The organism is bacterium, assembly GCA_017744355.1.
Taxonomy (GTDB): domain Bacteria; phylum Cyanobacteriota; class Sericytochromatia; order S15B-MN24; family UBA4093; genus JAGIBK01.
This window is the reverse complement of sequence record JAGIBK010000001.1, coordinates 532,529-558,161: the sequence shown is the minus strand read 5'-3', so window position 1 is coordinate 558,161 and position 25,633 is coordinate 532,529. Positions and strand designations below refer to the sequence as shown.

26 protein-coding genes and 1 pseudogene are annotated in these 25,633 nt (G+C 63.9%); 13 read left to right on the top strand and 14 right to left on the bottom strand.

From position 1 onward, the window contains the following. Positions 1-87 precede the first annotated feature (87 nt). From J7643_02680 to J7643_02665, 4 genes are all read right to left on the bottom strand, one after another. Entirely contained in the window at positions 88-951 is an 864-nt protein-coding gene (locus J7643_02680; protein ID MBO9539479.1) for a hypothetical protein, read from the bottom strand. Between the two features lie 98 nt (positions 952-1,049). Continuing rightward, on the bottom strand, positions 1,050-1,652 hold the full coding sequence (locus J7643_02675) for a hypothetical protein (protein MBO9539478.1): 603 nt from the start codon (positions 1,650-1,652) through the stop codon (positions 1,050-1,052). A 15-nt stretch (positions 1,653-1,667) separates the two neighbouring features. Next, positions 1,668-2,339 carry a hypothetical protein gene (locus tag J7643_02670; protein MBO9539477.1) on the bottom strand — a complete coding sequence of 224 codons (672 nt, stop codon included), beginning with the start codon at positions 2,337-2,339 and terminating at the stop codon, positions 1,668-1,670. Positions 2,340-3,379: 1,040 nt separating this feature from the next. Beyond that, on the bottom strand, positions 3,380-3,658 hold the full coding sequence (locus J7643_02665) for a hypothetical protein (GenBank protein ID MBO9539476.1): 279 nt from the start codon (positions 3,656-3,658) through the stop codon (positions 3,380-3,382). A 129-nt stretch (positions 3,659-3,787) separates the two neighbouring features. Between J7643_02665 and J7643_02660 the strand changes: the two genes are divergently transcribed. Next, positions 3,788-3,991 carry a hypothetical protein gene (locus J7643_02660; protein MBO9539475.1) on the top strand — a complete coding sequence of 68 codons (204 nt, stop codon included), beginning with the start codon at positions 3,788-3,790 and terminating at the stop codon, positions 3,989-3,991. On the opposite strand, the gene J7643_02655 is transcribed toward J7643_02660, so the two are convergent. After that, positions 3,988-4,146, bottom strand: a complete 159-nt coding sequence (locus J7643_02655; protein ID MBO9539474.1) for a hypothetical protein — start codon at positions 4,144-4,146, stop codon at positions 3,988-3,990. The genes J7643_02660 and J7643_02655 overlap by 4 nt on opposite strands. Before the next feature lie 137 nt (positions 4,147-4,283). Then, positions 4,284-5,042 carry a sulfurtransferase gene (locus J7643_02650; GenBank protein ID MBO9539473.1) on the bottom strand — a complete coding sequence of 253 codons (759 nt, stop codon included), beginning with the start codon at positions 5,040-5,042 and terminating at the stop codon, positions 4,284-4,286. A 122-nt stretch (positions 5,043-5,164) separates the two neighbouring features. Here J7643_02650 and glsA point away from each other — a divergent pair, with 122 nt between their 5' ends. After that, positions 5,165-6,127, top strand: a complete 963-nt coding sequence (gene glsA / locus J7643_02645; protein ID MBO9539472.1) for a glutaminase A — start codon at positions 5,165-5,167, stop codon at positions 6,125-6,127. 4 nt (positions 6,128-6,131) lie between these two features. On the opposite strand, the gene J7643_02640 is transcribed toward glsA, so the two are convergent. Then, the gene (locus tag J7643_02640; GenBank protein MBO9539471.1) at positions 6,132-7,844 is read right to left on the bottom strand and encodes a PAS domain S-box protein; all 1,713 of its coding nucleotides are present in this window, start codon (positions 7,842-7,844) and stop codon (positions 6,132-6,134) included. 168 nt (positions 7,845-8,012) lie between these two features. Here J7643_02640 and J7643_02635 point away from each other — a divergent pair, with 168 nt between their 5' ends. From J7643_02635 to J7643_02600, 8 genes and pseudogenes are all read left to right on the top strand, one after another. Then, entirely contained in the window at positions 8,013-8,516 is a 504-nt protein-coding gene (locus tag J7643_02635) for an acyl-CoA thioesterase (GenBank protein ID MBO9539470.1), read from the top strand. Between the two features lie 49 nt (positions 8,517-8,565). Continuing rightward, positions 8,566-9,549: a tetratricopeptide repeat protein gene (locus tag J7643_02630; protein ID MBO9539469.1), complete on the top strand. Its 984-nt coding sequence runs from the start codon at positions 8,566-8,568 to the stop codon at positions 9,547-9,549. 14 nt (positions 9,550-9,563) lie between these two features. Beyond that, the gene (locus tag J7643_02625) at positions 9,564-11,558 is read left to right on the top strand and encodes a hypothetical protein (protein ID MBO9539468.1); all 1,995 of its coding nucleotides are present in this window, start codon (positions 9,564-9,566) and stop codon (positions 11,556-11,558) included. 33 nt (positions 11,559-11,591) lie between these two features. After that, positions 11,592-11,819 carry a hypothetical protein gene (locus J7643_02620; protein ID MBO9539467.1) on the top strand — a complete coding sequence of 76 codons (228 nt, stop codon included), beginning with the start codon at positions 11,592-11,594 and terminating at the stop codon, positions 11,817-11,819. Between the two features lie 3 nt (positions 11,820-11,822). Further along, a complete protein-coding gene (arfB, locus tag J7643_02615) occupies positions 11,823-12,251 on the top strand; it encodes an aminoacyl-tRNA hydrolase (GenBank protein MBO9539466.1) in 429 nt (142 codons plus the stop codon). A gap of 4 nt (positions 12,252-12,255) precedes the next feature. Beyond that, a complete protein-coding gene (locus J7643_02610; GenBank protein ID MBO9539465.1) occupies positions 12,256-12,954 on the top strand; it encodes an SOS response-associated peptidase in 699 nt (232 codons plus the stop codon). A gap of 13 nt (positions 12,955-12,967) precedes the next feature. After that, positions 12,968-13,510 (top strand): hypothetical protein, encoded by a 543-nt coding sequence (locus tag J7643_02605; protein MBO9539464.1) that lies wholly within the window; start codon positions 12,968-12,970, stop codon positions 13,508-13,510. Positions 13,511-13,650: 140 nt separating this feature from the next. Next, positions 13,651-13,785, top strand: a pseudogene (locus J7643_02600) (uracil-DNA glycosylase). Between the two features lie 9 nt (positions 13,786-13,794). Here the strand turns inward: J7643_02600 and J7643_02595 are convergent. The 3 genes from J7643_02595 to J7643_02585 all read right to left on the bottom strand — a co-directional run bounded on the left by J7643_02595 (position 13,795) and on the right by J7643_02585 (position 16,803). After that, on the bottom strand, positions 13,795-14,340 hold the full coding sequence (locus J7643_02595; protein MBO9539463.1) for a dihydrofolate reductase: 546 nt from the start codon (positions 14,338-14,340) through the stop codon (positions 13,795-13,797). A gap of 164 nt (positions 14,341-14,504) precedes the next feature. Continuing rightward, positions 14,505-15,566 (bottom strand): type III polyketide synthase, encoded by a 1,062-nt coding sequence (locus tag J7643_02590; GenBank protein MBO9539462.1) that lies wholly within the window; start codon positions 15,564-15,566, stop codon positions 14,505-14,507. A gap of 40 nt (positions 15,567-15,606) precedes the next feature. Then, complete coding sequence (locus tag J7643_02585) at positions 15,607-16,803, bottom strand: NAD(P)/FAD-dependent oxidoreductase (GenBank protein MBO9539461.1); 1,197 nt, start codon at positions 16,801-16,803, stop codon at positions 15,607-15,609. A gap of 57 nt (positions 16,804-16,860) precedes the next feature. Between J7643_02585 and J7643_02580 the strand changes: the two genes are divergently transcribed. Further along, positions 16,861-17,826, top strand: a complete 966-nt coding sequence (locus tag J7643_02580) for a class I SAM-dependent methyltransferase (GenBank protein ID MBO9539460.1) — start codon at positions 16,861-16,863, stop codon at positions 17,824-17,826. 8 nt (positions 17,827-17,834) lie between these two features. On the opposite strand, the gene J7643_02575 is transcribed toward J7643_02580, so the two are convergent. Then, on the bottom strand, positions 17,835-18,002 hold the full coding sequence (locus J7643_02575; protein MBO9539459.1) for a hypothetical protein: 168 nt from the start codon (positions 18,000-18,002) through the stop codon (positions 17,835-17,837). 174 nt (positions 18,003-18,176) lie between these two features. Here J7643_02575 and J7643_02570 point away from each other — a divergent pair, with 174 nt between their 5' ends. Beyond that, complete coding sequence (locus J7643_02570) at positions 18,177-19,394, top strand: glutathione-dependent formaldehyde dehydrogenase (protein ID MBO9539458.1); 1,218 nt, start codon at positions 18,177-18,179, stop codon at positions 19,392-19,394. A gap of 80 nt (positions 19,395-19,474) precedes the next feature. Further along, positions 19,475-21,301 (top strand): cation:proton antiporter, encoded by a 1,827-nt coding sequence (locus J7643_02565; GenBank protein MBO9539457.1) that lies wholly within the window; start codon positions 19,475-19,477, stop codon positions 21,299-21,301. 77 nt (positions 21,302-21,378) lie between these two features. On the opposite strand, the gene J7643_02560 is transcribed toward J7643_02565, so the two are convergent. The 3 genes from J7643_02560 to J7643_02550 all read right to left on the bottom strand — a co-directional run bounded on the left by J7643_02560 (position 21,379) and on the right by J7643_02550 (position 25,596). Further along, complete coding sequence (locus tag J7643_02560) at positions 21,379-23,706, bottom strand: PAS domain S-box protein (protein MBO9539456.1); 2,328 nt, start codon at positions 23,704-23,706, stop codon at positions 21,379-21,381. Positions 23,707-23,853: 147 nt separating this feature from the next. Continuing rightward, the gene (locus J7643_02555; protein ID MBO9539455.1) at positions 23,854-24,381 is read right to left on the bottom strand and encodes an SRPBCC family protein; all 528 of its coding nucleotides are present in this window, start codon (positions 24,379-24,381) and stop codon (positions 23,854-23,856) included. A 162-nt stretch (positions 24,382-24,543) separates the two neighbouring features. Continuing rightward, entirely contained in the window at positions 24,544-25,596 is a 1,053-nt protein-coding gene (locus J7643_02550) for a deoxyhypusine synthase family protein (protein MBO9539454.1), read from the bottom strand. Positions 25,597-25,633 lie beyond the last annotated feature (37 nt).

Below are 25,633 nucleotides of genomic sequence, written 5' to 3'. Positions count from 1 at the left end.
CTGATTTTGTGAGTCCAGCGGGCGGGTGAGCTTCACCCGGTTTTCGTAGGGGCAAGCAGGTAAGGTATGCGAGCCTTTGAGCTTCACCTATCCCCTAGGGAAGGTAATCCCTCTTGGTAGAAGATAGTACGGCCTAAACGTCCCATAGGACGGATGGGCGCTGAAACATACGACATCGTCGGCACCCACTCCATCATCACAAATGTCATCTTTGACATCCGGATTTGTACAGTAAATGGTTTTCTTGCCCTCAAGAATAGACCAGAGGCAAAGCAAATCGTCTTTCGATTGTTCCCTGACATGGCCTTTCCACTCGCCGTCCAACCAATGCTTGTCGGTGCTTTTCACACTTGGCGGACGCAGATATGGGATACGGTTATGGAAGATGAAGCCGTGTTGCCCACTGGCAATGAACTGGCTTGCTGAGCTGACTGTTGCCTTCGCGTTCCAGCCACGTTGTTCGGCAGGATGTTTCTCCACATTGTAGTAACTCATAATCCAGCACCAGAGGTTTTCCCAGTACCGGTCGGTATGTGCAAAGGGATTTTCAATAAGTTCAAACCAGGACTCGGGATCTAGATCCCCAATTGAGTAGTAGTCAGCTGCTACGAAAATGTGCCAATGGGTAGGCGTCGATTTGAGCTGCGCAAGCGCCCAGTCTGTATACGGGTTGAGGCCGAAAGCGATCCCTTGTTGCGTCCCTTCGAGCCTTGATTCGAACGGACTACCGAAAGTTTGGGCTTTGGATGCCGCAGCTAGTTCATCAAGTACTTTATCCGGGTCGTAGGCACAGCTCAATTCGTTGTTCACCAGGACGTTGTAGCCGTTGATGTCGTCGTATTGATTACGTTCCCTTATCTTCGCCAGAAGTTTTGTCAAGCCAAACTGTTGGTACCTTTCAAAGCAGAGGTCGCGAAGCTTCAGGATCTTCGTCCGTTCTTGGCTCAACATTGTTAGATCTCAGGTCCCATTTTCGACCCTCTTAGCATTATCAACAGCCTTGTAAAGAGCGTGCATGGCGGCATTACGAAATGCGTATTAAAGGGCATTTATAAGGCCTTGTTTTGCAGGATGGGCAAATCACCGGCCAGGCGCTTGGCCTCGCGGCGCATCGTCGACAGCGCAGGGTAGAACGGGTGGTCTTGGTTCTGGTCAAGATTCAGCGGAAGCGACAGTTTTCTAATGAGCCTCTCCTCCAGCTCCCATGGACGGGGGTTAACCAACCATGTCACGTATGCATTTTCTGCGAGCCACTCTGAGAGCACCCGTTCTCCCGGGCCGAACGTCATGCGGCCGCTCGCACTGACGCGACGCAGTTGAATTCCAAGGTCATCTGCAAGCAAGCATCCAAGGGTCAGCCTAAGAGTCGAGCCATAACAGTTCCCCGTCAGGTGGTAACGGATCCGGCTTCGAAGCGTCTGGGAGCTCGGTGGCTTCCCGCTCGTTGGCGGGGCCTTTGGTGAGATCCCGACATAGGCAAGGACGAGGTCATCGTATCGAAGACAATCAGCGACGTGGACGCTGCCAGGCAGGTTACGGAAGTACCAACCGTAGACACCCGGTTCCCGTGGCACTGGCGAGGGCTTGGCGATGATTTCTTGTCGTGTCCAGAGGCGGGGCGGGTGAGTAATCACCGTCTTCATGTGATGCATCCTTTCTCTGGTTGCTCAGGGCGTCTCACCGAGCAGGATCAGAACATCCGGGTCTTCTGTGGTCCGGCTTGTCTCCAGCAATTGAAGGACTTCTGCGTTTATTTGGGCCCTGGGGCCCTTCGCCCGCCATTCGCGGCATAGCCCAGCCAGCCAGAGGTATCGATCTAACTCAGCCGCTGAACATGTAAGCGAGGCCACAGCCCTCAATTGCCCCACCGCACGGACGAAGGCTCGGTAGGGATTCAGTTTGTCTGAGGCGTAGCGCGATACGCCTAGGTGATGTTTGACCATCCTTTCGGCATATGAGTCATATATGAGGAATACGTGTTGGTCGATGAAGAAGTGCGCGAACTTTGCAGCGAAGCTTACATGCATCCGCTCGGTCCCATGATGAGACAGGGTTGCGATCGCCTTGACGAACTCATCGGGCGAAGCCGGTGGCGCCTGCATGACCTCGGAGATGTGCCGCGCCATCCGGCTGATGGCAAAAACGTTGGTCCCATAGAGCTGGTTAACGGCCGTGGCCTTGAGCACGCAGGCCGCGACGTCAAAGCCCGGCACCTTCTCTTTGAGCAGAGTAATGGCCTGATCGGCCTCCACCCACTGTGTTAGGCGGGCATGCAGCCGATTGGCCGCTGCAATCTGTTGATGATCAAGCGGCACGCTGAGTGGTTCAGTCGCCTGCATTAGACCTCCCAGCCTTGCGCAATAGTACCGGCCTTCTATTCGCCGGCTGGGCGGAGACATAAAAGGGAAGCAATACCACCGCGTCACGCCACATAGCGCGACCTCATTATCAAGCCATGTGCCACCAAGCGAGGGTTTCTCATACTAGCAGTTTCGACGGTCATGGCCCGGTTGGTCAACCGGGTTCCATGGATTTACGGACATGAGCGGGACAGGGGTTGCTCCTGGGCTTCCCCGGCGGCTCCCCGGACAGCCACGGCCCGGCATCCGGTTCGACCCAGGTAGTCTGGCAAGGGCCTGGCTAGGAACTGGGCTTTCTGGATCAGCCAAAGCTGGAACTGGGGCTTGTTCCAAGTCGTTCCAAGTCCGTTCCAATTTAGTAAAGGTCCGAAACCCAGTCATAGCAAGGCCATTCCAACTGTTCCAACCGTTCCGACATTTTTTCAGATAAGAGCATTCTGAAATATGGAATTATTGGATTTCGGGACTTCCCCCGGTTCGGCTATATTCGAGGTCCATATATAGATATATATTTTCTTAGAACAATTGGAACATTGGAACGAAAAGCCCTAGAAGCTTGCCAGGACTGGCTTTCAGTCGTTCCACTATTTCCTGGGGCAGTCGGAACGAATTGGAACGGTCGGAACGGGGGATTGGCCAAACTGGCTATTGCCCAACAGGAGCCGTCAGCAGGTGGACCAATGAGGCGGCCAGGTGTCGGATCCTACCTCCTCGAACTGGCCTTTCCCGTCCCCCGAGAGCGCCCTTTTGGGCCGTCTTGTTACCCAAATCGTAACCCGCGGGGGTGTTAAGTGATTGGAGCGCAGGGGTGGAGCAAGTAGTGGCAAAGCTCTTGGGCAGGAACGGGCGTCCCGACACAGTGATTAACAATCAAAGGGTCCCGGGTTCGAACCCCTGCTGTATCACTTATCAAGCAACTCAAAGTCTGGGGTTTTTCGCCTGAGACTTTAAGGATTTTTGCGCGCGTGAGATAACTGATGAGAGCGCTTGGAGTGCCACTTCGCTGTGCTCGAGCCAAACTAGAGATCCCAGTCGTAGGTGCAGCTCTGTAGGCACCAGCTCTGCTGATCGGCCCCGGCAAACGCGCACTGCCACTCGGCGCAATAGCGGCGTCGCTGGGGCGTACCCTTTGAGCCGGGGGCCAGATTCTGCTGCATGAGATAGCTGCCGTTCAAAGGCCTCACGGCCTGTTCCTTGAGCGCTTGCGAGGGCGCGGCCGAGAGGCCGCCACCACAGCCGAGCGCAAGAATACCAGATGCCACAAGGCCCCGGCGGGCCCACTTCTTCAGGTTGCGCATCGCGAATCTCCCTTGCGCCACGTCCCAGGACGGGCTTTCGTTAAGACTACACGCTGGCATGCCCATATCAACAGCTAAACGGCTATCTTGCGCGCTCGCCCGGTGGCGATCGGAGCCGGGATGATCAGGGTGATCCAATGGCGCGTACAGATGCGCAGCTGGGGTCTCACACGGTACCAAGGCAGGAGTGAGCGCCTCGCGCTCATCACAGCGGACTTGAAGCGTCAGCAGGCGCTCGTCCGTGATGTCTACCCCCCAAAGTTCGAAACCTGGGTGCTGGAGGAGGAGCGGATCGTCGGCTTCAACGGCGGCCTTGTGATGGAGAAGCGCTAGACATCCCGCCGATCGTCGGGCTCGCCCGAGGCGAACTCCTCATTGCGGCGCTGCGCCCAGCGGTAGACGAAGAACGCGATGACGATCAAGACCGCGATGGGCAGCACCCACTGAAAGAAGACCCAGACCCCCGCCAGACCCACCAACCACTCCATGGCGTCCTCCTTCCGGATTCGTCCACATCTTACGCCGGAGCTGAGGGACCTTCCACCGACACTTGCTTTCAATTGAACTGTGAATCCACCAAGGCTTGAAGCGGATTACAGGTTCAAGAGGCCCATGCGATAGGGGGTCAGCTCCGATTGGAAGCGATAGTTCCGTGCCTCGGCGCTAACGAAGGTTCTAACGCCTCGCGCTCATCGAAGACGAAGCATTCGCCACGCCAACCCGGGGCCTCGGTCTCCTCAAAGTACTTCAGGATGCCGCCTTCGAGCTGATACACGTGCGGAATCCCGGCCCGCTGCATGTAGATCGCGGCCTTCTCGCAGCGAATGCCGCCCGTGCAAAAGCTCACGACGGTCTTGCCTTCCAGCTCGCGGCGATGGGCCTCGACCGCCTCGGGAAAGTCGCTGAACTTCTCGATGCGCCAGTCGATGGCCCCCTCGAAGCCGCCAAAGTCCACCTCGAAGGCGTTACGCGTATCCAGGGTCACCACTTCGCGCCCCTCGTCGTCGTGCCCGGCACGGATCCAGCGGGCCAGGGTCTCGGGGCTCACGGTCGGCGCGCGACCTTCTTCCGGGCGGATCGTCGGATGGTTCATGCGGATGATCTCGCGCTTGACCTTGACCAGGAGCCGCCGAAACGGAACGGTCTCGCTCCAGCTTTCCTTGGGCTCGATCGGAGCGAAGCGGGTATCCGAGCGAAGCCAGGAAACCCAGCCTCTCACGGCGTCTTCCGTGCCCGCCAAAAACAGGTTGATGCCTTCCTCGGCAAGCAACACCGTCCCCTTGAGGTTGCGCGCGCTGGCCTCGGCCAAAGCCTGCTCCCGCAGAGCCTGCGGGTCCTCGATCGTCACGAAGCGATAAGCCGAAATGTTGAGAATGGGGGGCACGTCAAGTCTCTCCTGCAATGGTTCCGCGATCCTAGCATACCCCCGGAAGCGATCGCTAAGGACGTGAGTTCGTTCCACCGTCACCATGCGGTAAAATGGAAAGCCCATCTCAAGGAGGCCCCATGCTGTCTACCCGTCCGACCCCTGCCGAGCGCTTCGACATCGACACCACCCTGCGCACGCTCTACGACACCCTCAAGGACCTGGACGCAGGCAACGTCGCCTCCTACATCCCCGAGCTCGCCAAGGCCTGCCCTGATTGGTTCGGCATCACCCTCTGCAGCCCTGAAGGGGAAATCTTCGAGATTGGGGATGCCCGGCAGCAATTTACAATCCAGTCGATCTCGAAGCCCCTCGTCTACGGCCAGGCGCTCGATGCTTATGGACGCGCGTTCGTCGCCTCACGGGTCGGCGTGGAGCCCACGGGGGACGCCTTCCACTCCATCATCTCCCTGGACGAGAAGTCCAAGCGCCCGCACAACCCCATGGTCAACGCCGGGGCCATCGCCATGACGAGCCTGATCCAGGGGGCGACGGCCAGCGAGCGCCTCTCTCGGCTGCTCGATACCTTCCAGCGCTACGTCGGCCATCCGGTCGCAGTGGACATGCCGACCTACACCTCCGAGCGCAGCACGGGGCACCGCAACCGCGCGATCGCCCACCTCATGCTCAACTTCGGCATGATCGAGGGCAGCGTCGAAGAGCAGCTCGACCTCTACTTCCAGCAGTGCGCGGTGCTGGTGGACTGCCGGGACCTCGCCGTCATCGCCGCCACCCTGGCGAACCGGGGCATCAACCCGCTCACGGGCGATCGCGCCGTCCACGAAGAGCACGTGCGGGACCTATTGAGCGTCATGTTCACCTGCGGCCTGTACGACTACGCCGGCGAGTGGGCCTACGAGGTTGGCTTCCCCGCCAAGAGCGGCGTGGGTGGCGGCATCCTCGCAGTCGTGCCCAATCGCTGGGGAATCGGCGTCTTCTCGCCACGCCTCGACGCGCGTGGCAACAGCGTGCGCGGCATCGAAGTCTGCAAGGCGCTCTCTCGGCAGTGGCGGCTTCACCTGTTCGACGCGCCCAGCCCCTGAGGCTTCAGACCTCGCGGGCCGGGATCGTGAACCAGAAGGTACTGCCGCGGCCAAGCTCGCTCACGACCCCGATGCTGCCGCCGTGGGCCTCGATCAGCGACTTGCTGATGCTCAGGCCGAGGCCCGTCCCCCCCTTGGCACGGCCGCTATCGAGCTGACCGAAGCGCGTGAAGAGCTTCGCCAAGTCCTTGGCCGCGATCCCTTCGCCCGAATCGATGACCTCGCAGCGAATCCCATCGCCCACCCGCAGTGCCCTCAGGCGAAGGGTGCCTCCAGCCGGAGTGAAAGTGATCGCATTCTGGATCAGGTTCGAGAGGACCTGCCCGATGCGCTGACGATCCATGCACGCAGGCAGCGGCTCATCCACCCCTTCGAGGATCAAGTGGATGGCGGAATCCTCGATGAGCGGACGGAAGCTCTCGGCGATGTGTCGGACCTTGAGGGCAAAGTCCGCTTCCTCCACCCGCAGCGAGAAGGTGCCCGCATCCAGGCGGGCGAAGTCGAGCAGGTCGTTGACCAGGTGCTCGAGGCGGTGGACGCCGCGTTCGATCTGCCTGACGAAGCCCTGCTGCTCGGGCACGAGCATGCCTGCGATGCCCTCGGATAAGAACTCGGCGTATCCCTTGATCGAGGTCAGTGGCGTCCGCAGGTCGTGAGAGACAGCGTTGACGAAGTTGGTCTTGAGCCGATCGAGCTCCTTGGCGGCCTGGGCCTCGGCACGGGCTTCCTCGGCTTGCTTGCGCTCGCTGATGTCGATCACGGTGGCGGAGATGCCGACAGGAGCGCCTTCCTTTTCCTGCACCCTTTGCGCCAGGACCTCGCCCCAGCGATACGAACCGTCCGGCAAGCAGAAGCGGGCCTCGAAGTGAGTCGTCTCGGTCTTTTGGGTCAAGAGCTGTTGCAAGCGCCGCCTGACCCGAGGGCGATCCTTGGCATGCAGGTGGCGGGTGAAGGGGGTCCCAAGCGCCTCCGCGACGGGAAGCCCCGTGAAGTCCGACCAGGCCGAGTTGAGGAAGCGGAGACGCCCTTCCGCGTCGATCTGGACGATAACCTCCTTGAGGCTTTCGATGACCTGGCGGTACTTCTCCTCCGAGCGCTTCAGCTCCTGGTGGTAGAGCAGATTGCTGAAGGTCTCGCCCATCCGAGCGGCGATGTCGCGGAACAGGCGCTGTTCTTGCGGGGTCCAGTTACGGTCGTAGGTGCACTGGTGCAGACCCAGCAACCAAGGCTTCCCGAGGCGCGGCCGGATTGGGGTGTAAAGCTGGGAGCGGATCTGGAAAAGCGAGACCATCTCGGATTGCCATGGCACGGGGTTGTTGCGCCCGTGGGCCACCGGCGTCGGCGTTTCGAGAGCCTCGCGCATCATAGCCGCGCCACTCGCGCCAAGGGAGATCTCGTGCTGCTCGCCGGAGGGGATCTCGAAGCCGGGCCTCGTGAGCAGGAACGGCACCTTGAAGGCATCAATCTCGGGGTCACAAGGGTAGAGGAGCCAGGTGCGATCGCTCTCGAAGATGTCCTGGAGCAATTGCAGCAAGCGTGGGAGCATCATATCGAGGTCCAGCGTCTGCTCGAGCAGCTCCGAGACCCGGTTCAGGCACTCTATCCGGTGCAGCTCCTCTTGCAGGGACTGCAAGGATCGGCCCGCCCAGGGATCAAGCTCGCCCTGAGCCTCGGAAAAAAGTTCTCGCGCCGCCCAGGTATCGTTTCGCTTGCCCATGTGTTGCCAGCCGCCTTGATAGTTACCGTTTCAAATCCTTATTGTATCAAAGAGGTGCGCATCCGAGCGCCATCATCACGAACAATTCTTAGGACGGCGGGTCTAATAGCGTTAGGAAATGCCTTACAATGAGGTGCCCCCTCGATGGCCCAGGAGGTTCCTCAGCCCATGATGACGGTCCGTCTGCGTCTTGCCGCCATGCTCACCCGCTGGTTCTTCACGGAGCGGAGACAGGCACCCGCCCCCGTCAGCCGCCTGACCATGCGCTGCAGCCTGTTCGACTGCGACATCAACCGCCACATGAACAACAGCCGCTACCTGGCGCTGATGGACCTCGGGCGCTACCATCTCACGCTCATCAGCGGCCTCGGACGCGAACTGTGGCGCCGTCGCTGGTTCCCGGTCCTGGTGCGGGCCGAGATCGACTTCAAGCGCTCGATCAAACCCGGTGAACGCTTCGTGCTGGAGACCAGCCTCGCCGAGGTGGGCACCAAGCGGGTCGTGCTGGCGCAGCGGTTCTGGCTGGGCGACACCTTGGTCGCCGAAGCCTTGGTGACAGGCGTCTTCATCCATCGCGGAAAGGGACAGCCCCTCGCGGAGATGCTCGAACAGTTCCGCGACTTGTGGCCCGAGATCGACGCGAGCCTCGCGCAGGGCTCGACTTCCGCCTGATTGCATCTTAGGATCGAAGGGCCCCCACCCTCGCGGAGAGCCCGGCGCTGTGAGCACCCTTTGCGCCCACTACACGGACCAAGGACACCAAGCGTTCGCGCGCGGTGACTTTTCGAACGCCCGCAGGCACTACCAGGCCGCGCTCGCGATCGCGCCCACCTCAGCTCCCCTACACCTGGCTCTGGGCCTCGTCGCCCAGCGCGCCGACGACCACGAAACGGCCGAACGGCACTTTCGCGAGGCCATCCGCCTGGATCCCGCCAGCGCCAAGGCCCATTACCTGCTTGCGACGGCGCTTCAAGCCAGAGGCATGATCCCCGAGGCCTGCGCGAGCCTCGAAGCCGCCGTCCAGCACGCGCCGGACTTCGCGATCGCCCACCTCTTGCTCGCTCAGCTGCTGCGCCAGCGTGGCGAGGCCCGTGCCGGCGAAGCTCACCTGCGCCGTGCCGCCCAAGAGCTGCCGGATTTCTCCCCGGTGGCGCGCGCGCTCGGCGAGTGGCTCTGCGCAGAAGGCAACCTGCTCGAAGGCATCTCCTGGCTAGTGCGCGCAAGCCGGCTTTCGCCGCGCGATCCGGCCGCTTGGCTGAGCCTCGGGCTCGCCTATGGGCTCGCGGGCAGGTGGGACGAGGCCGCCAAGGCGCACCAGCAAGCCAGCGAACTCCTGCCAGGCAACGCCCAACCCTTCTTCCAGATGGGCTGGCTGCTCTACCGCGCCGAGCAGCTCGACGCCGCAGCGGATGCTTTCGAGCGCGGCTTGCGCGCCCAGCCAGTCCATGTCCCGTCCCTGCTCGCGCTCGGAATCCTGCGCGGACGCCAAAGGGCTTTCGAGGCGGCCAACGCCTGCTTCGAGAAAGTTTTGCGCCAGGAACCCGATAATCCAGATGCCGGGTTCTGGCTCGGCGTCGGCTTGATGAACCAATCGCGGTTCGACGAGGCGCGCCGCCATCTCCAGCGCCTGGTCGAGCACCATCCGGACGCCGCCCTCGTGCGTGCGGCCTGGACCGCGCTCACGCTTCCTGACCGGTCATCCTGAAAGGCCCATCCGGCGTGTCCGACCGCGACCTGAGCGTCACATCCCCCCGACTGACGCCGCCGCCCATGCGGCCGGGCGCCCCTTCGGCTACGCCCACCGCGCCGCTCACCGCCCCCAAGACCGCTCGACTCGCAAGCGACTCCCTTTCGACCCAGGCCGCTCCCCAAGCAGCGCCCAGTCTCTCGGACCTGGTCAGCAAGGCACAGGCCGCCCAGGCCCAGCCGCCGCAGGCAACGAGCGCGGTCGATCGCCTCTTCAAGAAGGTGGGCGACGGCTTCGAAGGCGGCGTGAACTGGTTCGAATCGGCCGTGGCCCGCCAATCGAACGCCGTGGCTGCGAGCGTCAAGGGCGTGCCCCTGCTCGGCGAGATCGCCCAGGCCCAGGCGTGGGTCACCACCCAGTCCGCCCAGATCCTGGGCGGGGTCGTGAAGGGGGCCGGCAGCTTCGTCGGCGGCATTGCCCAGATGGTCGCGCACCCCATCGACACTGTGAAGGGCCTCTACTCGCTGGCCGAGCACATCCCCCTGCTCCCCCTGAACCCCTTCCGTGCGGCCCATGCGGCCTACGACATCGTCTTCGAAGGGGCGGACGCCGCCAAGACCCTCAACACCCACCTGAACCCCGTCGAGGTCTTCAAGAGCGACGCCGAATTCGGCAAGGCCCTCGTCAAGGGGCTGGTCGAGCCGTACAAGCAGGCCATCGACGAGGGCAAGTACTCCGAAGCCTTGGGGCGCGGCCTCTTCGAGATCGGAAGCCTGGTGCTGACCTCGGGCGCGGGCGGCTCGGCCAAGGGTGCTGCGGTCGGCGGCAGGGCGGCCGTGGGAGCCGTCGGCAAGCTGGAACGCGGCGGGGCGCTCGCGAAGGGTGCGAGCGTCATCGACGACGCCGGCCGAGCACTCGCAAAGGGCGCGAGCGCTCTGGACGATGCCGGTCGAGCACTCGGCAAGGTCGCAGGCAAGGAGCGCGTCGCCAAGCTGCTCGGCTCCGAGTACGCCGTGGCGGGCGAATCCGCCTTCAAGCGCTTCACCGCTACGATGAGCGAGCAAAAGGCTCTGGAAGCCGGCCGGGTGATGAACGCTGAGCGCGCCTCCCAGATCGCGAAGCTGAACGGGCCTTCCTTCTTCAACGAGATCAAGGCCATGCCAGCCGAGAAGCTCCGAGAGCTCGCGAAGCTCGAACCCAGCGTGATCGACAAGTTCGACACCCTGCTCGAAAGTCAGCAGCGGGTCGGCCTGCGGGACATCAACACGGCGCTCGCCAAGCACGGCGTCAAGGCGAGCGGTCCTACCAAGCAGTGGGAGAGTGCGCTCGGCAAGGTCCAGAAGGAGTCGGTCCGGCAATACGCCCTCGGCATGGATCCCTTCGCCTCGCTCGGCGACCTCAACGACCTGAACCGTGCCCGCGTCAACGTCCCGCGCTTCAACCCCGAGCAGCTGCGCGCCATGGCCGACGACGTCATGCACGAGCTCAAGACCCGCTACCCCGATCGGCAGTTCCGCTTCGTGCTCAAGGACGAGGGCCTCGCCGACGACATCCTGCGCGACCCCGATCGCCTCTACAAGGGGCGGATCAACATGCAGATCCAAGACGTCACGGGCGGCAGCAAGGGCAGCGCCTTCGAGCTGCAGCTGGGGCCCCAGCAGGTCACGGACTTCTGGGACAAGCCCTTCCGGATCGGCGAGAGCCCCAATTCCTTCAACATCCACGACACCGTCTACAAGGGCGTCGAGGGCATCAATGAGCCGGGCGACCTCGCCAAGGTGGGGCGTGCTTTCCAGCCGGGCAAGGCCCTCTCGCCGGACGAGGCGGTGGCGGCCGGCAAGGCGGCAGTGGCCGAGACCATGGGTACCTACAAGCGCCAGCTCGCGGACGCCCTCAAGCAGGCCGAAGCGGGGGTTCCGCTGAATTATGCCGACACCCAACCCCTTCGCGATCGCATCGCAACGATCTATCATGCGCTAGAGGACAGCCCGACCCTCCCGAAGGGCCTTGCGGGCATGGCCCCCTAGCGAGAGGCGCCCACTTACGAGGCGAAGGAATCCATGCAGTTCATCCTGATGCGCGACCCGGCCAAGGGTCAGATCATCCACCGCGAGATCGTGGACACCTCCGACGCGGAGCGCGACCTGAGCGACCCCTTCTGGGAGGCGCTCACGGCGCGCAAGAAGGAGCTCAAGGGGCAGTTCCCCGATGCTGAGCTCATCATGGGCTTCGGCGAGAGCATCGAGGCCTTCCTTCAGGACTACCCCGAGTATCAGGAGAGGGTCTAAGCCATGGCCGACGTGCAAGTGGCTCCCGGTGTCACCATCCCCGACGCGGCGATCGCCTTCTCGGCGAGCCGAGCCTCGGGGCCGGGCGGCCAGAACGTGAACAAGGTCGCAAGCAAGGTCGAGCTGCGGGTGGACACCCGGCTCATCCAGGGCCTGACCATGGGCGCACGCTCTCGCCTGCAGGCACTTGCGGGCAAGCGCTGGCTCGACAGCGGGATCCTGCTCATCACCTCGTCCGAGACCCGGAACCAGGTGGACAACCGCCTCCTGGCCGAGACCAAGCTCATCGAGCTCATCAAAGAGGCGATCGTCATCCCCAAGGCCCGCCGCGCGACCAAGCCCACCCGCGGCTCGCAGGAGCGCCGCGTGACGAGCAAGAAGGAGCGCTCGCAGGTCAAGCAGAACCGCGGTCGCTACCGCGGGGACGAATAGCGTCATGTGCGGCCGCTTCAGTCAGAGCGCCTCGCCCGAGGCTCTCGCCAAGGCCTTCGGGCTCCCCGAGGTCCCGACGCTGAGCCCGCGCTACAACATCGCGCCGAGCCAGCCGATCCCCATCATCCGCCGTGATGCGAGCGATCGCGCCCGACACCTGAGCCTGGCCCGCTGGGGACTCGTCCCTGGTTGGACCAAGGACCCCAAGACCGCTCCGCACCCCATCAACGCCCGCGCCGAGAGCGCAGCCGAGAAGCCGACCTTCCGCGACGCCTTCCGCCATCGCCGGTGCCTGATCCCGGCCGACGGCTTCTACGAGTGGAAAACCCAGGACGCCAAGAAGCAGCCGGTGCGCTTCACCATGCAGGACGGCCACCTCTTCGCGTTCGCCGGGCTCTGGGAACGGTGGCAGGCACCGGACGGCACCCTGCTCGAAACGGCGACCATCCTGACCACCGAGGCCAACGCCCTCGTGCGCCCCGTCCACGACCGGATGCCCGTCATCCTTCCCCCGGCGGCCTACGATGCATGGCTCGACCCCGGGCTGCGCGACCCGGCGGCCCTGATGCCGATGCTTGGACCCTACCCCGCCTCCGAGATGCGCAGCTATCCGGTCAGCCCCAAGGTCAACGCCACCGCGAGCGAAGGCCCCGACCTGATCACCCCGCAGGAGCCCGGTGGCGGGCAACTGTCGCTGTTTTGAAAGGGATCGAACGATGAAACGCTTGTTGCTCGGCTCCGTGCTCCTGACGGCGATCGCCGGCTGCGATCCCACCCTGATGGCCCAGCTCGGGCTCGGGGGCAAGCCCAAGCAGCCGAACAACGAAGATTGCTTCGTCACGGTCGAGGCGCCGGCCGCCGTCTTCCACGTGAGCGCGCCCGCGACCGCCTCGGCACAGGCGACCGTCTCCCTGGAGCCGTGGATCTTCCTCGAGGCCCCGGCCCTCACCATCGACAAGCCCCTGCCTGAGAGCTTCAAGGCTGCGGTCGACGAGCAGGCGAAGACCATCACGCTCAGCGGCCTGATGACCCGTGTCCTACCCAGGCCTGGAGCGCAATGCGCGATGCCCGCCATGTACATGATCCCGAAGGCCGCGACACTCAGCGTGCCGGTCAGCGTCGCGACCGCCGGCACCTACGAGATCCGGATCGCCTCTGAGAGCTTCACCACCCAGCGCCCGCCCGAGATGGCGCACCCGTCCGAGCCGCTGCGGCAGTATCCCGAGGCGATCGCAACGCGCTCGATCGTCATCGAGTAAGCCCGAGGCCCGCCATGCCCGACGCCGCCGCTCAGGTCCAAAGAACGCTAGACCCCGTGCGCGCGGCAGGCGCCGACTGTCAGAAATGCCCGCTGGCAATCGGCTCCGAGGCCAATGGCTGACCAGGCCGGACGGCCGTGATGCCCATCTTCCACCCGTCGTACCTGCTACGTAACGACTCCCGCGAGGTCGGCTCACCCAAGTGGCTGATGTGGCAAGACATCAAGCGCGTGCGAGCGAAGTACGACGAGCAGATGGGCACCGCGGAGCGCTAAAGGCTACGCCTAGCGCGCGACGCGGTAGACGGCCTGGACGAAGCCGAAGTCGTAGGCCTTCGTGGCCACGTGCGTGAGGGCGATGTCTTTTTCCAACGGCCCGAAGAGCGGCCGCCCTTCGCCGAGCAGCACGGGAATCGTCGTGATGGTCAGCTCGTCGATCAGGTCTTCTGCGAAAAAGCGCTGGATGGTGATACCACCGTCGATGTACAGGTGCTTCGCGCCCTCGGCCGTGAGGCGGTTCACCAGGTCGCGGGGGGCCTCCGACGAGGCCGTGACGGTGCGCGCGAGCGCGGCTGGGATCGCCATCTCCCGCCTGCTCAGGACGACGACGCGCTTGTCGCCGTAGGGCCAGGTCTCGAAGCCCACGACCGTCTCGAAGCTGGCGCGCCCCATCACGAGAACATCGACCGTCGAGAAGAAAGCGTGATAACCGCAGTCCTCCCCCTCGGGCACCCAGGTATTGGCCACTTCCAGCCAATCGATGCTGCCGTCCTTTCGCGCGATGAAGCCGTCGAGACTGGTCGCGATGAACACCGATGTTTTGCTACGCATAGGGAAATCCTTTCAAGGAAACGGGGGAATGAAGGACTCCTAGCGTAGCGGGAAATACCTGACAAGGAGTGTCATCTATCGACGTCTTGCTCAGCAGCGTTCCTGATGAGGCGATGCCCCTTGATGCCCCGGCCCACCTTGGGAGGCAGATTGGGGAACCCTGTTCAATTGGTGAGGCGCGAAGGCGCCTGCATGGACTTGTTCCAGCGCAAGAGGCAGGCCTCCATGGTGAGCCCCGGTCCGAAGGCCATCAGGACCGCATGCTCTCCGGGCTTGGGCTGAGCGGATGCCAGCAAATCCTCCAGCACGAAGAGAACCGTCGGCGAGCTCATGTTGCCGTAGTCACGCAGGATCCGGCGCGACGAGGCCAGCTGAGCGTCGCTCAGGCCCAGCGCTTGCTGAAGGTGATCGAGAATCTTTCGCCCCCCTGGGTGGATGCCCCAGTGCCGGATCTGGTCCACGCGCAAACCGTTGCGCGCCAGCATGCCGTCGAGCAGGCCTGCGACGTTCGTTGCCAGGACGGTCGGAACGTAGCTCGACAGGTGCATCCTGAAGCCGTGGTCGCTCATGGAGAAGGCCATGTGATCGACGGTGTCGTAATGGGTCAGGGTCTCGGCGTCGAGGACTTCGAGCCCTCCTTCGGCTTCCAGGATCACGGCGGCGGCCCCATCCGCGAAGAGGGCGCTGCTCACCACGTTGTCCGGCGACGCGTCCAGCTGGTAATGGAGCGAGCAAAGCTCGACCGCCACCACCATGGCGCGCCCTCTGCGCGCCATGACCGCATCCCGAGCCCGCGCGAGCCCTGGAAAGGCCGCATAGCACCCCATGCCGAGGATGCAGGAGCGCTTGAGGTCGGGACGCATCCCGAAGGCCTTGGCAAGCGTCAGGTCGAGCCCCGGGATCTCGTAGCCGGTGCAGGAGACGACCACCAGCGAATCGATTGAACTCGCCGAGACCTGCGCGCGCGCCAGGCAGCGGCGAATCGCCTCGGCGGCGAGCTTGTGCGCCTCTTGGACGTAGAGGGCGTTACGCGCTTGAGTGCTGGGGTTCGTGAGGAGAAAGGCCAGGTCCGGTAGGACGGTGTGGCGGGTGGCGATCGCCGAGCGTGCGAAGATCCGCTCGATCTTCGCCGCCTCCGCGGTCTGGCCGTAGAGCATTCGGTAGAGCTGATCCTGGCTGTGTCGGAAGGCCGGAACGGCCGTGGCGAGGTGGGTGATGTGCGCCATGACGGTCCTCCTGTCGGTGCGACGTTTGAGCAAGGTGACGCTATTGCTTGGGTAACGCGGGCGCAGCGAGCCTCACAAGATCGAGGAAGAAGCGCTGCGGCGGCAGGACTGCCCCCTGATACGCCGCCATCCGGTCGGCGAGGCCCCGCTGGGCCGCCAGGGCCCGGACTGCGAGGTTCATGACAGTCTCGGACTGAGAAAGGCTCGCCACCGCCTCCGAGAAACGATATGCCCATCGGAACTCCCGTGCGAGTTGCCGGCCATAGGGCGCGAGGCGCTGGCGGGTGGGAAGGCCCTCGCGCAGCGCCGCCCCGAGCAGGTCACTTGCGAGCTCGGCGCTACGCAGCGCCCGGTACATGCCCTGGCCGGTGAGCGGATCGAAATAGCGCACGTTATCGCCGACCACCACCAAGCCATCGGCCGGGAGCACCTCGCCCGCGTAGGGTTCGAGTGAGAGGCCATGCAAGACGCCGAGCGGTACCGCCCGTTCGAGGCGCCCTCGCAAGGCGGGTTCTTCTCGTAGCAGCCGCAAATACCCCTCGACGGCTGCTGGTCCGAAGTGTGGGGGATCCCCCTCCGTCGAGACCAGCGCGATCGCTGCCCGCGTCGGGCCTTGCGGGTTCAGGACGAGCTGACGCCTCGCGCGGGGCACGATCAGCTCAAGCAGGGTATCCAGGCCCTCGACCCCCTCGAAGGCGGCGACGAAGACACGGCGCTTCCTGCCGCGCGATCGCCGCAAGAGGGCTGGGTGCAGCCTCGAAAAGCGCCCTTCGGCGAGCACGACGGCCCGCGCTCGAAGCGGCCCTTCCGCCGTCCGGACCCCGACGCAGCGATCGCCCTGCCACAGCAGTTCATGAACCATCGTCCCATCGGTAAACTGAAGCGAAGGCTCAAGCTGCGCCAGTTGCACGAGCACGTCGTCGAACGAAAGGCGCGCGATGGAGAGCCCGAAGGGCGGAACACCCTCCGTCCCGGGATACCTGCCCTCGCAGGCGCGCCCCTCGGGCGAAACGAGGCGGATCCCTTCGAGCCGCAGCGCCGAAGCCGAAAGACGAGACCAGGCGCCGATCCGCTCAAGGATCGGTATCGCCGCGGGGCTCAAGGCGCCCCCGCAGATCTTGTCGCGGGGAAAGCGCGCCTTATCGAGCAGGAGAACGCGGTGCCCCTGACGCGCGAGCAACATCGCGCTCAGCGCTCCGGCAGGCCCTGCTCCGACCACGATCGCATCGAACTCCATGGCCAACCATCCCGCTGCACTTGATTTGCAATTGTAAACCTTTGTAACATACCATGCATGCAAACGCCGCTCAACGCTCCGCGCATCCGCCTCGAAGAAGCCAGCTGCACCTCATGCGGCGAGACGGCCGGGGCCTGCCTCGCGCGGGTCACCGACCACCTCTACAGGGTCGATCCCCGCGAGTTCAAGCTGATGCGCTGCGCGGCTTGCCGGATGGTCTACCTGAGCCCGCGCCCCATCCAGGAGGATCTGGCCCTCGCCTATCCGCCCGAATACTTCTGGAACGGGTTCGACCTGAAGCCGCTCCGGTCCTGGCGCGACGCCGCCTGGAACCTCTGGGCGAGGCAGTTGGTCCTGCGGCGGGTCGGCTTCCTGCGCCGCGCCCACCGCGCGCCTGCAGAGCAGCCGGTGCTGGATGTGGGCTGCGGCCGGGGGCTCTTCTTGCGCGAATGGCAACGCGTGACGGGCAGCGAGGCGCACGGGATCGATCTCCAGCACGAGAACGTCCGCTTCTTGCGTGCGCATCATCCTGGCCTGCACACGTACCACGGGGACTTCCTCGCCTGGGAGGCTCCGCCAGAGCGCTTTGGAGCCGTCACCATGTGGCACCTGCTGGAGCACTTGCCAAACCCGCGCGCGGCCCTGCGCAAGGCCCACACGTGCCTGGCTCCCGGCGGCGCACTGCTCGTGGGGACCCAGAACTATCAAAGCTTGAGCCGGTATCTCCAGGGGCCCACCTGGACCCTCAACGACGTGCCTCGGCATCTTTCCCACTACACCGAGCAAACCCTACGCGCCCAGCTCGAAGGCGAGGGGTTCGAGGTCGAGCGGGTCTGGCACTGGACCGAGTTCTTTCCTACTCTCGGCGCGCACCTCTTCGCCTCGCGGATCCTCGATGCCGAGCGCAACGTCAAGCCACTGAGCGGCCTGCTCTGCAACGTGCTGCTCAGCCCTCTCGAAGCCCTCGCCATCTTGTTCAAGCGGGGCTGCATCCTCACCGCCGTCGCCCGCAAGCCCGGTTGAGCAGTTCCTCAATCCTTCCCTACCGCCGGACCGGGCATCCCCTTCCCTTCAAGCGCGGCCTTCTCTTCCGGCGTCAGGATGAGCTCGCACCGTTCCGGCACCTCGCACTCGAAGGTCGCGGGGGGGTTCGTCGCGGATGCTTTGGTCGTGGGGACTTTCTTTTCCTTCTCGTTCAAGGCCGACCTCCTCTCGGATCGCTTTGAGCTTAGCGAGGTGGGGCAGGCGTTGAAAACGGGCGCCGGACCTCTCTTGGCGAGAATATCACTAGTCCGTCCATTGGATTTGACGCCGTCACCGCCTATCCTGTGGCCCTGAAATCAGCGCGAACCGCTATGGACAGGAGGTGCCAGGTGAAAGCCGTCGTGTTTCACGGGGTGGGAGACATTCGGCTCGACGAGGTTCCCGATCCCCAGATCGAGCAACCGACTGACGCTATCGTGCGGCTGACCGCAAGCGCGATCTGCGGGACGGACCTGCACATGGTCCGTGGGACCGTGGCCGGGATGCAGCCCGGGACGATCCTCGGTCACGAAGGCGTCGGGATCATCGAGCAGCTCGGCTCGGACGTGCGTAACCTGAACGTGGGCGATCGCGTGGTGATCCCCTCGACGATCGCCTGCGGCGCCTGCTCGTACTGCCGGGCGGGCTACCACTCGCAGTGCGACGTGGCGAACCCCAACGGCCCCCTCGCTGGGACCGCGTTCTACGGCGGCCCGAAAGAAACCGGCCCCTTCCACGGCCTCCAGGCCGAGAAGGCCCGGATCCCCTTCGCCCACGTGGGGCTCATCAAGCTGCCGGATGAAGTCACGGACGATCAGGCGATCCTCCTCTCGGACATCTTCCCCACAGCCTACTTCGCCGCGGAGCTCGCCGAGATCAAGCCCGGCAACACGGTAGCGATCTTCGGGTGCGGGCCGGTCGGGTTGCTCGCGATCGCTTCAGCCAAGCTGCTCGACGCCGGCCGGATCATCGCGGTGGACTGCATCCCCTCGCGGCTCGCCCGCGCCCGCGCGCAGGGGGCCGAGGTCGTGAACTACGAGGAGGAGGATCCGGTCGAGGCCATTCGCCGGCTCACCAACGGGATCGGGGTGGACCGGGCCATCGATGCGGTCGGGGTCGACGCGAACCACTCTCACCACCTGCCCACCTCGGACGAGGTCGAGCGCCTGGAGCGCTTGTTCAAGCAGGAAGTGCAGGAAATCGCCCCCCAGGCCAACCCGCAAGCCGACAACTGGCACCCGGGCGACGGTCCCTCTCAGGCCCTGATGTGGGCGGTCCAGGCCCTCGCCAAGGCAGGCACCCTCGCCATCGTCGGGGTCTATCCCCCGACGGTGACCCGCTTCCCCATCGGCGAGGCCATGAACAAGAACCTCACGATCAAGATGGGGAACTGCCCGCACCGGCGCTACCTCCCGGAGCTGATCGAGCTGGTCCGCACCAACGCGATCAATCCCGCCGAGATCCTCAGCCAGCAGAAGCCGCTCGCGAACGCCATCGACGCCTACAAGGCCTTCGACAAACGCGAGCCCGACTGGATCAAGGTCGAGCTGGAGCCGAGCGCCCGCTGAGGAACACGGTCCAAGCACGCGGATCCGCTAGGCGGCGCTTATAATGGTCAAGCGCCCGCCCGGACAAGAAAGGACTCCGCGTGCTCACGACCGCCCTGCTCTCCGTCGCCGCCCACGCCGACCCCGCGGCGATGGGCGAGTCGCTCGTCTTCGACATCGGCGGCTCCCTGCTCATCGCGGGCCTGTTGGCCGCGCTCTTCACCCGCTTCAAGATCCCCACGATCGCGGCCTTCCTCTTCGCCGGGGTGTTCGTCGGGCCTCAGGTCACCGGCCTGGTCACGAGCAAGGCCAACATCGAGACCATCGCCCATCTGGGCCTGGTGCTGCTGCTCTTCTTGATCGGCCTCGAGATCGACCTCAAGAAGCTCCTCTCGAGCGGCAAGACCCTCATCTGGACCGGACTGCTCCAGTTCCCGCTGTGCGTGGCCTTCGGCTTCGGCGCCACCTGGCTTCTCCAGAAGACGGGCTGGGCGGCCATCCAGGGCCCCTTCACGCCCCTCTACCTGGGCATCACCGTCGCGGCCTCGTCCACCCTGCTCATCGTCAAACTCTTCCAGGAGAAGTACCAGCTCGACACCACCGTCGGGCGCATGGTGCTGGGCCTGCTCATCTTCCAGGACCTGTGGGCGATGGTCGTGCTTGCCGTCCAGCCGAATTTCTCGCAGCCCGACCTCCAGCCGGTGCTGATGACCCTGCTCGGCATCGGGATCCTGGTCGCGATCGCCTCGGTCTTCGCGCGCTACGTGCTGCCCACCGCCTTTCACTGGATCGCGCGATCGCCCGAGCTGATGCTCGTCACGGCCATCGGCTGGTGCTTCGGGATCGGGCTGCTCGGCACCCACCTGGGCGAGATCCTCGGCATGATCGGTATCCAGGCGCCCATCTCCGTCTCGCTCGAAATGGGCGCGCTCATCGCCGGGGCCAGCATCGCCTCGTTCCCTTACTGCTACGAAGTGCTCACCAAGGTTTCGGCGGTGCGCGACTTCTTCGTCACCCTCTTCTTCGTCGGGCTCGGCATGGGAATCCCGAAGCCCGACGGCAGTGACATCCTACTGCTCGCCCTCCTGATGACGGGGCTTGCAATCCTCTCGCGCTACCTGATCTTCCTGCCGCTGCTCCATGCCACCGGTTTCGATCGCCGTGGCTCCGTGCTGACCGCGACCCGGATGGTGCCCATCTCCGAATTCTGCCTCGTGATCGCTTACCTGGGCCTGAGCTTCGGGCACCTGCCCGCGACGACCGTGGGGGCTGTGATCTTCGCCTTCGTCCTCACGGCGCTCCTCTATCCGAGCCTCTTCCAGCACAGCGACGCCCTCTACCAGCGCATGGCCCCCATGCTCACCCGCCTCGGCATGAAAGCACCCGCCAACCAGCCGGACGCCGAGACCCCGGCCGAAGAGTACGAGCTGGTCTTGCTCGGCTTCCACCGTATCGCCTCGTCGCTCTTTTACGAGTTGGAGCGCACCAACCCGGAGCTGCTGAAGAAGACTCTGGTGGTGGATTTCAACGTGGCCCTCCACCCCGAGATCGAGCGGCGCGGCGCGACGGCGCACTACGGGGACATCTCCAACCCCGAGACCCTGCGCCACGCCGGGGTGGACAAGGCCGGGATCATCCTCTGCACCATCCCGGACGACATCCTGAAGGGCACGAGCAACCTGGCGCTCACCAAGAGCCTGCGGGTCATGTGCCCGACGGCCACCATCATCACGAACGCCGTCCAGACCACCGAGGTGCGGCCGCTCTACGAGGCTGGAGCGGATTACGTGTTCGTCTCGCGGGTGGACTCTGCCCGCAACCTGATGCCCGCCCTGGACGCGGCCGTGCTCGGGGCAATCGCGGCCTTCAAGGAGAATCAGGAATTCCAGACGGGGAAGATCGGCGAGCGGCGCGAGGTGCTCACTTAGAGCGTCTAACAAAACTGTTCCTTCTAGCCGCCCACGGCGGCACAAGGCGGTAACATGCCTGGTTTTGTTAGACGCTCTTAGCAGACCTTCCAAGGCAAACGGAACCAGAAGGTGCTGCCCTTGCCTACCTCGCTTCGCACGCCGATCGTGCCGCCGTGCGCTTCGACGATGGCCTTGCTGATGGAGAGGCCCAGGCCGATGCCGCCCGCCTCGCGCGTCGTGCTCATGTCGAGCTGCTGGAAGCGGTGAAACAGCTTGGGAATGGCCTCGGCGGGAATCCCGAGGCCGTTGTCCTCCACTTCGGTGACCAGGTCGTTCTCTTCAAGGCCCGCCCGGATCCTGATCCGCCCGCCCTGGGGCGTGAACTTGATCGCATTCTCGATCAGGTTGCCCAGCACCTGGACGGTGCGCGGGCCATCGAGACAGACCTCTTGCGGCACCTGCACCTCGATCTCGAGGCCGAGCCCCTTTTGAGCGGCGAGCGGCCTGAGGCTCGACACCGCTTCGTCCACCACCGGCGCGTACAGCGTCGCAGAAGGCGCAATCCTAAAGGCTCCGGCCGCCATCTGGCTCATGTCGAGGAGGTTCTTGACCTGCACCAGCATGCGCTCGGCGCCGGTCATGATCTTGCTGACGCAATCGTGCTGCTCCGCGTTCAGCTTGCCCACCAGCTCGTCCTCTAGGATGCTCGCGAAGCCCATGATGAAGTTGAGCGGCGTCCTGAGCTCGTGGCTGATCACCGAGAGGAACTCGTCCTTGTAACGATCGGTCTGCTCCAGGGTCTCGATCTGCTCCCGTTGCAGGCGCTCTTTCTCCATTCGCTCGGAGACTTCGATCGACAAGATGAGAAGGCCCTCGACCTCTCGGGTGTCCCCCAGCAGCGGCACGTACGAGAAATCCCAGTAGGTATGGCGCTCGACGCCCTCCACCCCGTAGACGAACGGGAAGCCCATGGCATGAAAGGGGCGCGCAGTCTCGATCACCCCGCGCAGCAAGGACCCTATTTGTGGTTCGGCGCCTTCCAGAGCCTCGAAGACGGGGCGATTGATGAGGCGCTCGATCGGCAGCCCGATCAGCTGGGCGTATGCGGGATTCAGCCAGCGAAAGACGAGGTTTTTGTCCAGGTAAGCGATCCCTGCCGGCACGTTGTCGATGATGCGCTCCAGCAGCTCATGCTGACGTGCGAGGGTCTTGGCATGCTCGACGGCCTCTTGCTCGGCCTTCCTGCGCTCGGTCAAATCCCGCGTCACCTTGGCATAGCCGACCAGGTGCCCCTCGTCGTCGCGAATGGCGGTGATGACGACATCCGCCCAGAAGCGGGAGCCGTCCTTGCGCACCCTCCAGCCGATATCCTCGATGTGGCCTCGTTCCTCGGCCGCCTTCAACAAGTGCCAAGGCAGGCCTTTCTGGACGGCCTCAGGGGTGTAGAAGACCTCGAGACTCCGGCCGATGATCTCCTGCGCATCGTAGCCCTTGAGGCGTTCGGCCCCTTCGTTCCAGGTCAGCACGCGCCCTTCGGGATCGAGCATGAAGATGGCGTAGTCCACCACGCTCCGCACCAGCAGCTCGAACTGGCGAAGCTGATCCTTGGCCTTCTTTCCCGCGCTGATATCCTGGATCTGGCTAATGGCGTAGAGAGGGGCCCCTTGCGGATCCTGAACCATGGAGACGCTGAGCTGGACCCAGACCAGATGCCCGTCCTTATGGAAGCAGCGCTGTTCGACCTGATAGCGCTGGAGCTCGCCTTCCTGGAGCGCCTGGTACAGGGCAAGCTCAGGGGCCAAATCTTCCGGATGAATCAGCTCCTGGAGCCGCTTGCTGAGCAGCTCCAGCTCCGAGTAGCCGGTCAGCTCGCACAGGGTGCGATTGACCTGAAGAAAGCGCCCGTCCAACCCGAGCAAGGCCATCCCGATGGGGGCGTCGTTGAATGAACGCACGAAGCGTTCTCGGGCCACGTCGCGCCAGCGGGTGCAAAACCGGATGACGACTTCTTGGGCCCCGCTCAGCTCCCCTTCCAAGGCGAGGGCAAGCGTCACCGCCGCTCGACTATCGGGAGTAAAGCGTGGGATGAACGCGAGGAGCGCTTCACGCTGCGCGGCGAAGAAGCGCACGAGATCGTCCGGCTTGATGCTCGGAGCAGGAAGGCCCGGTTGCTGTACGACCCCCCATGGCGCATAGCGCTCGATCGCCCGTTCGTGCAACGTGCCTGCCGCTAGATCATCGAGCAGCGAAGCGATGTTCGCCTCCATCTCCTGCAGGCGCTCACCTTCGGGCGCCTGTTCGAGGACATGCCCGTTCGGCACCTTCCGCACTTTGGTGAGCCTGAGCAGCTCAGAGGCAAGCTCGCGCAGGTGCGCTCGTTTGAGGAAGGTGACAAAATCAAGCAGGAGGCCGGTTTGGGTCATGGAGGCATTCTCTCTCCATTGCCGGCACGAGGCAAAGAGCGAGCAGAAGCCCCGCCCCCGATGAGCCGCCCCTGCTGCTTGTGGGCGCTCACCTCCCAAATGAAAGAGCCACCGGGTTGAAGCCCGGTGGCAAGAGGCGATTGAAGTTTACTTCTCGGCGAGGGCCTTCAGGTTGCCCAGGCCCGTCTCGAAATCCTTGCCGACCATCTTGTCCATGTCGATGAAGATGCACATGACCTTCGACATGTAGGAATTGGGACCGCGCATCGCCCACGTGACGTGGGTGGTGTCACCCTTGGTCTCCAGCGTGAACTCGGCGACGTTGTTGGCCTGGAACGGCTTGACGAAATTCAGCTTCGTGACGACCTTGGCACCAGGAACGGCCTCGACGATCTCCATGTTGCCCTGGCCGACCTTGTCGCTGCCTTCCCACTCGTAAATGGCTCCCACGCCGCTCTCTGCACCGCGATAGGTCTTCTTCATCGCGGGATCCAACTTATCGTAGGGCGACCAATCCGCCCAGCGATGGAAGTCGCTGATCTGCGCGTAGAGTGCCTCGGGCGAGGCTTTGATGCTCGCTGAGCGCTGGATGGTGAAGGTGTCGGGCTTGGTCGCGGCGAAGATGAGCAAGCCACCGAGCAAGGCGGCCACGACGATACCGATGGTCTTGAGCATTGAGTCCTCCGATGCGGGGGGTACGGCGCGGTGGTTTCGCAGGTGAGTCACCAGGCGAGCGAGCTATGATACACCATGGGGTGGGCGCAAGGGTAGTCCTCACCTGCTTCTCAGCAGCAACGCCCCACCTTTCGGTAGGGCGTTGCTTGGTTTTGGACGCGGTTACGCCTTGGCGCCAGCCGTCGCCTTCTCGCCCATGTGCTGGGCAATGAGGGCGTTGGCGGCTTCGGGGTTCTGCTTGCACTCGAGGAGCGCGCGCAGGATGAGGGGCGCCACGATCGTCGCATCGGACTCGACGACGAACATGGGGGTCTCCTCGGTCAGCTTGTCCCAGGTGATCTTCTCGTTGGGGGTCGCACCCGAGTAGGAGCCGTACGAGGTGGTCGAGTCGCTGATCTGGCAGAAGTAGGACCAGGGCTTCACTTCCTCGCCGAGGTCGTACTTGATCGAGGGCACGACGCAGATAGGGAAGTCGCCGGCGATGCCGCCGCCGATCTGGAAGAAGCCGACGCCGGCGTCAGTGCTCGAAAGCTCCTTGTAGCGATCGTAGAAGTCGGCCATGTACTCGATGCCCGACTTGGCGATGCTGGCGCTGATGTCACCGTGCTTCACGTAGGACGTGATGATGTTGCCGAAGGTGGAGTCCTCGTAGCCGGGGACGACGATCGGCAGGTTGGCGCGGGCGGCGGCCAGGAGCCAGCAGTCGTCCGGGTTGCCTTCGTACTTGGCGGGATCGATGGCCTGGATGACCTCGTAGAAGTACTGGTGCCAGAAGCGGCGCTCGCCGTTGGCATGGGCCTTTTTCCACATGGGGACGACGATCTCTTCGACGGCGCGGAAGGCTTCGTCCTCGGGGATGCTGGTGTCGGTGACGCGGCGCATCCGGTCGTTTAGGATGCGGGTATCGTCCTGCTTGGTGAGGTAGCGGTAGTCGGGGAAGTCCTTGTACTCGTTGTGAGCAACGAGACGGAAGAGGGATTCTTCCAGGTTGGCCCCGGTCACCGAGAGACCGTGGATCAGGCCCGCGCGGATCGCAGGCGCGAGGGTGATGCCGAGCTGCGCGGACGACATGGCGCCGGCCACCGCCCAGAACATGCGCCCGCCGGCCTGGATGTGGTCCCAGTAAGCGAGCATCGCATCGCGGGTGGCGCGCGAGTTGAAGTTCTTGTAGTTGCTCAGGATGAAGTTGAGAATGGGAAGTTCGGCGCTCGACATGAAGGCCCTCCTAATGACGAATGGTGTAACTAGGGGC

Excerpts from the sequence above, each read along its gene's own strand:
- J7643_02680 (MBO9539479.1), bottom strand. The coding sequence starts at position 951 with ATGTTGAGCCAAGAACGGACGAAGATCCTGAAGCTTCGCGACCTCTGC.
- J7643_02675 (MBO9539478.1), bottom strand. The coding sequence starts at position 1,652 with ATGCATCACATGAAGACGGTGATTACTCACCCGCCCCGCCTCTGGACA.
- J7643_02670 (MBO9539477.1), bottom strand. The coding sequence starts at position 2,339 with ATGCAGGCGACTGAACCACTCAGCGTGCCGCTTGATCATCAACAGATT.
- J7643_02665 (MBO9539476.1), bottom strand. The coding sequence starts at position 3,658 with ATGCGCAACCTGAAGAAGTGGGCCCGCCGGGGCCTTGTGGCATCTGGT.
- J7643_02655 (MBO9539474.1), bottom strand. The coding sequence starts at position 4,146 with ATGGAGTGGTTGGTGGGTCTGGCGGGGGTCTGGGTCTTCTTTCAGTGG.
- glsA (MBO9539472.1), top strand. The coding sequence starts at position 5,165 with ATGCTGTCTACCCGTCCGACCCCTGCCGAGCGCTTCGACATCGACACC.
- J7643_02640 (MBO9539471.1), bottom strand. The coding sequence starts at position 7,844 with ATGGGCAAGCGAAACGATACCTGGGCGGCGCGAGAACTTTTTTCCGAG.
- J7643_02635 (MBO9539470.1), top strand. The coding sequence starts at position 8,013 with ATGATGACGGTCCGTCTGCGTCTTGCCGCCATGCTCACCCGCTGGTTC.
- J7643_02620 (MBO9539467.1), top strand. The coding sequence starts at position 11,592 with ATGCAGTTCATCCTGATGCGCGACCCGGCCAAGGGTCAGATCATCCAC.
- arfB (MBO9539466.1), top strand. The coding sequence starts at position 11,823 with ATGGCCGACGTGCAAGTGGCTCCCGGTGTCACCATCCCCGACGCGGCG.
- J7643_02610 (MBO9539465.1), top strand. The coding sequence starts at position 12,256 with ATGTGCGGCCGCTTCAGTCAGAGCGCCTCGCCCGAGGCTCTCGCCAAG.
- J7643_02605 (MBO9539464.1), top strand. The coding sequence starts at position 12,968 with ATGAAACGCTTGTTGCTCGGCTCCGTGCTCCTGACGGCGATCGCCGGC.
- J7643_02595 (MBO9539463.1), bottom strand. The coding sequence starts at position 14,340 with ATGCGTAGCAAAACATCGGTGTTCATCGCGACCAGTCTCGACGGCTTC.
- J7643_02590 (MBO9539462.1), bottom strand. The coding sequence starts at position 15,566 with ATGGCGCACATCACCCACCTCGCCACGGCCGTTCCGGCCTTCCGACAC.
- J7643_02585 (MBO9539461.1), bottom strand. The coding sequence starts at position 16,803 with ATGGAGTTCGATGCGATCGTGGTCGGAGCAGGGCCTGCCGGAGCGCTG.
- J7643_02580 (MBO9539460.1), top strand. The coding sequence starts at position 16,861 with ATGCAAACGCCGCTCAACGCTCCGCGCATCCGCCTCGAAGAAGCCAGC.
- J7643_02560 (MBO9539456.1), bottom strand. The coding sequence starts at position 23,706 with ATGACCCAAACCGGCCTCCTGCTTGATTTTGTCACCTTCCTCAAACGA.
- J7643_02555 (MBO9539455.1), bottom strand. The coding sequence starts at position 24,381 with ATGCTCAAGACCATCGGTATCGTCGTGGCCGCCTTGCTCGGTGGCTTG.
- J7643_02550 (MBO9539454.1), bottom strand. The coding sequence starts at position 25,596 with ATGTCGAGCGCCGAACTTCCCATTCTCAACTTCATCCTGAGCAACTAC.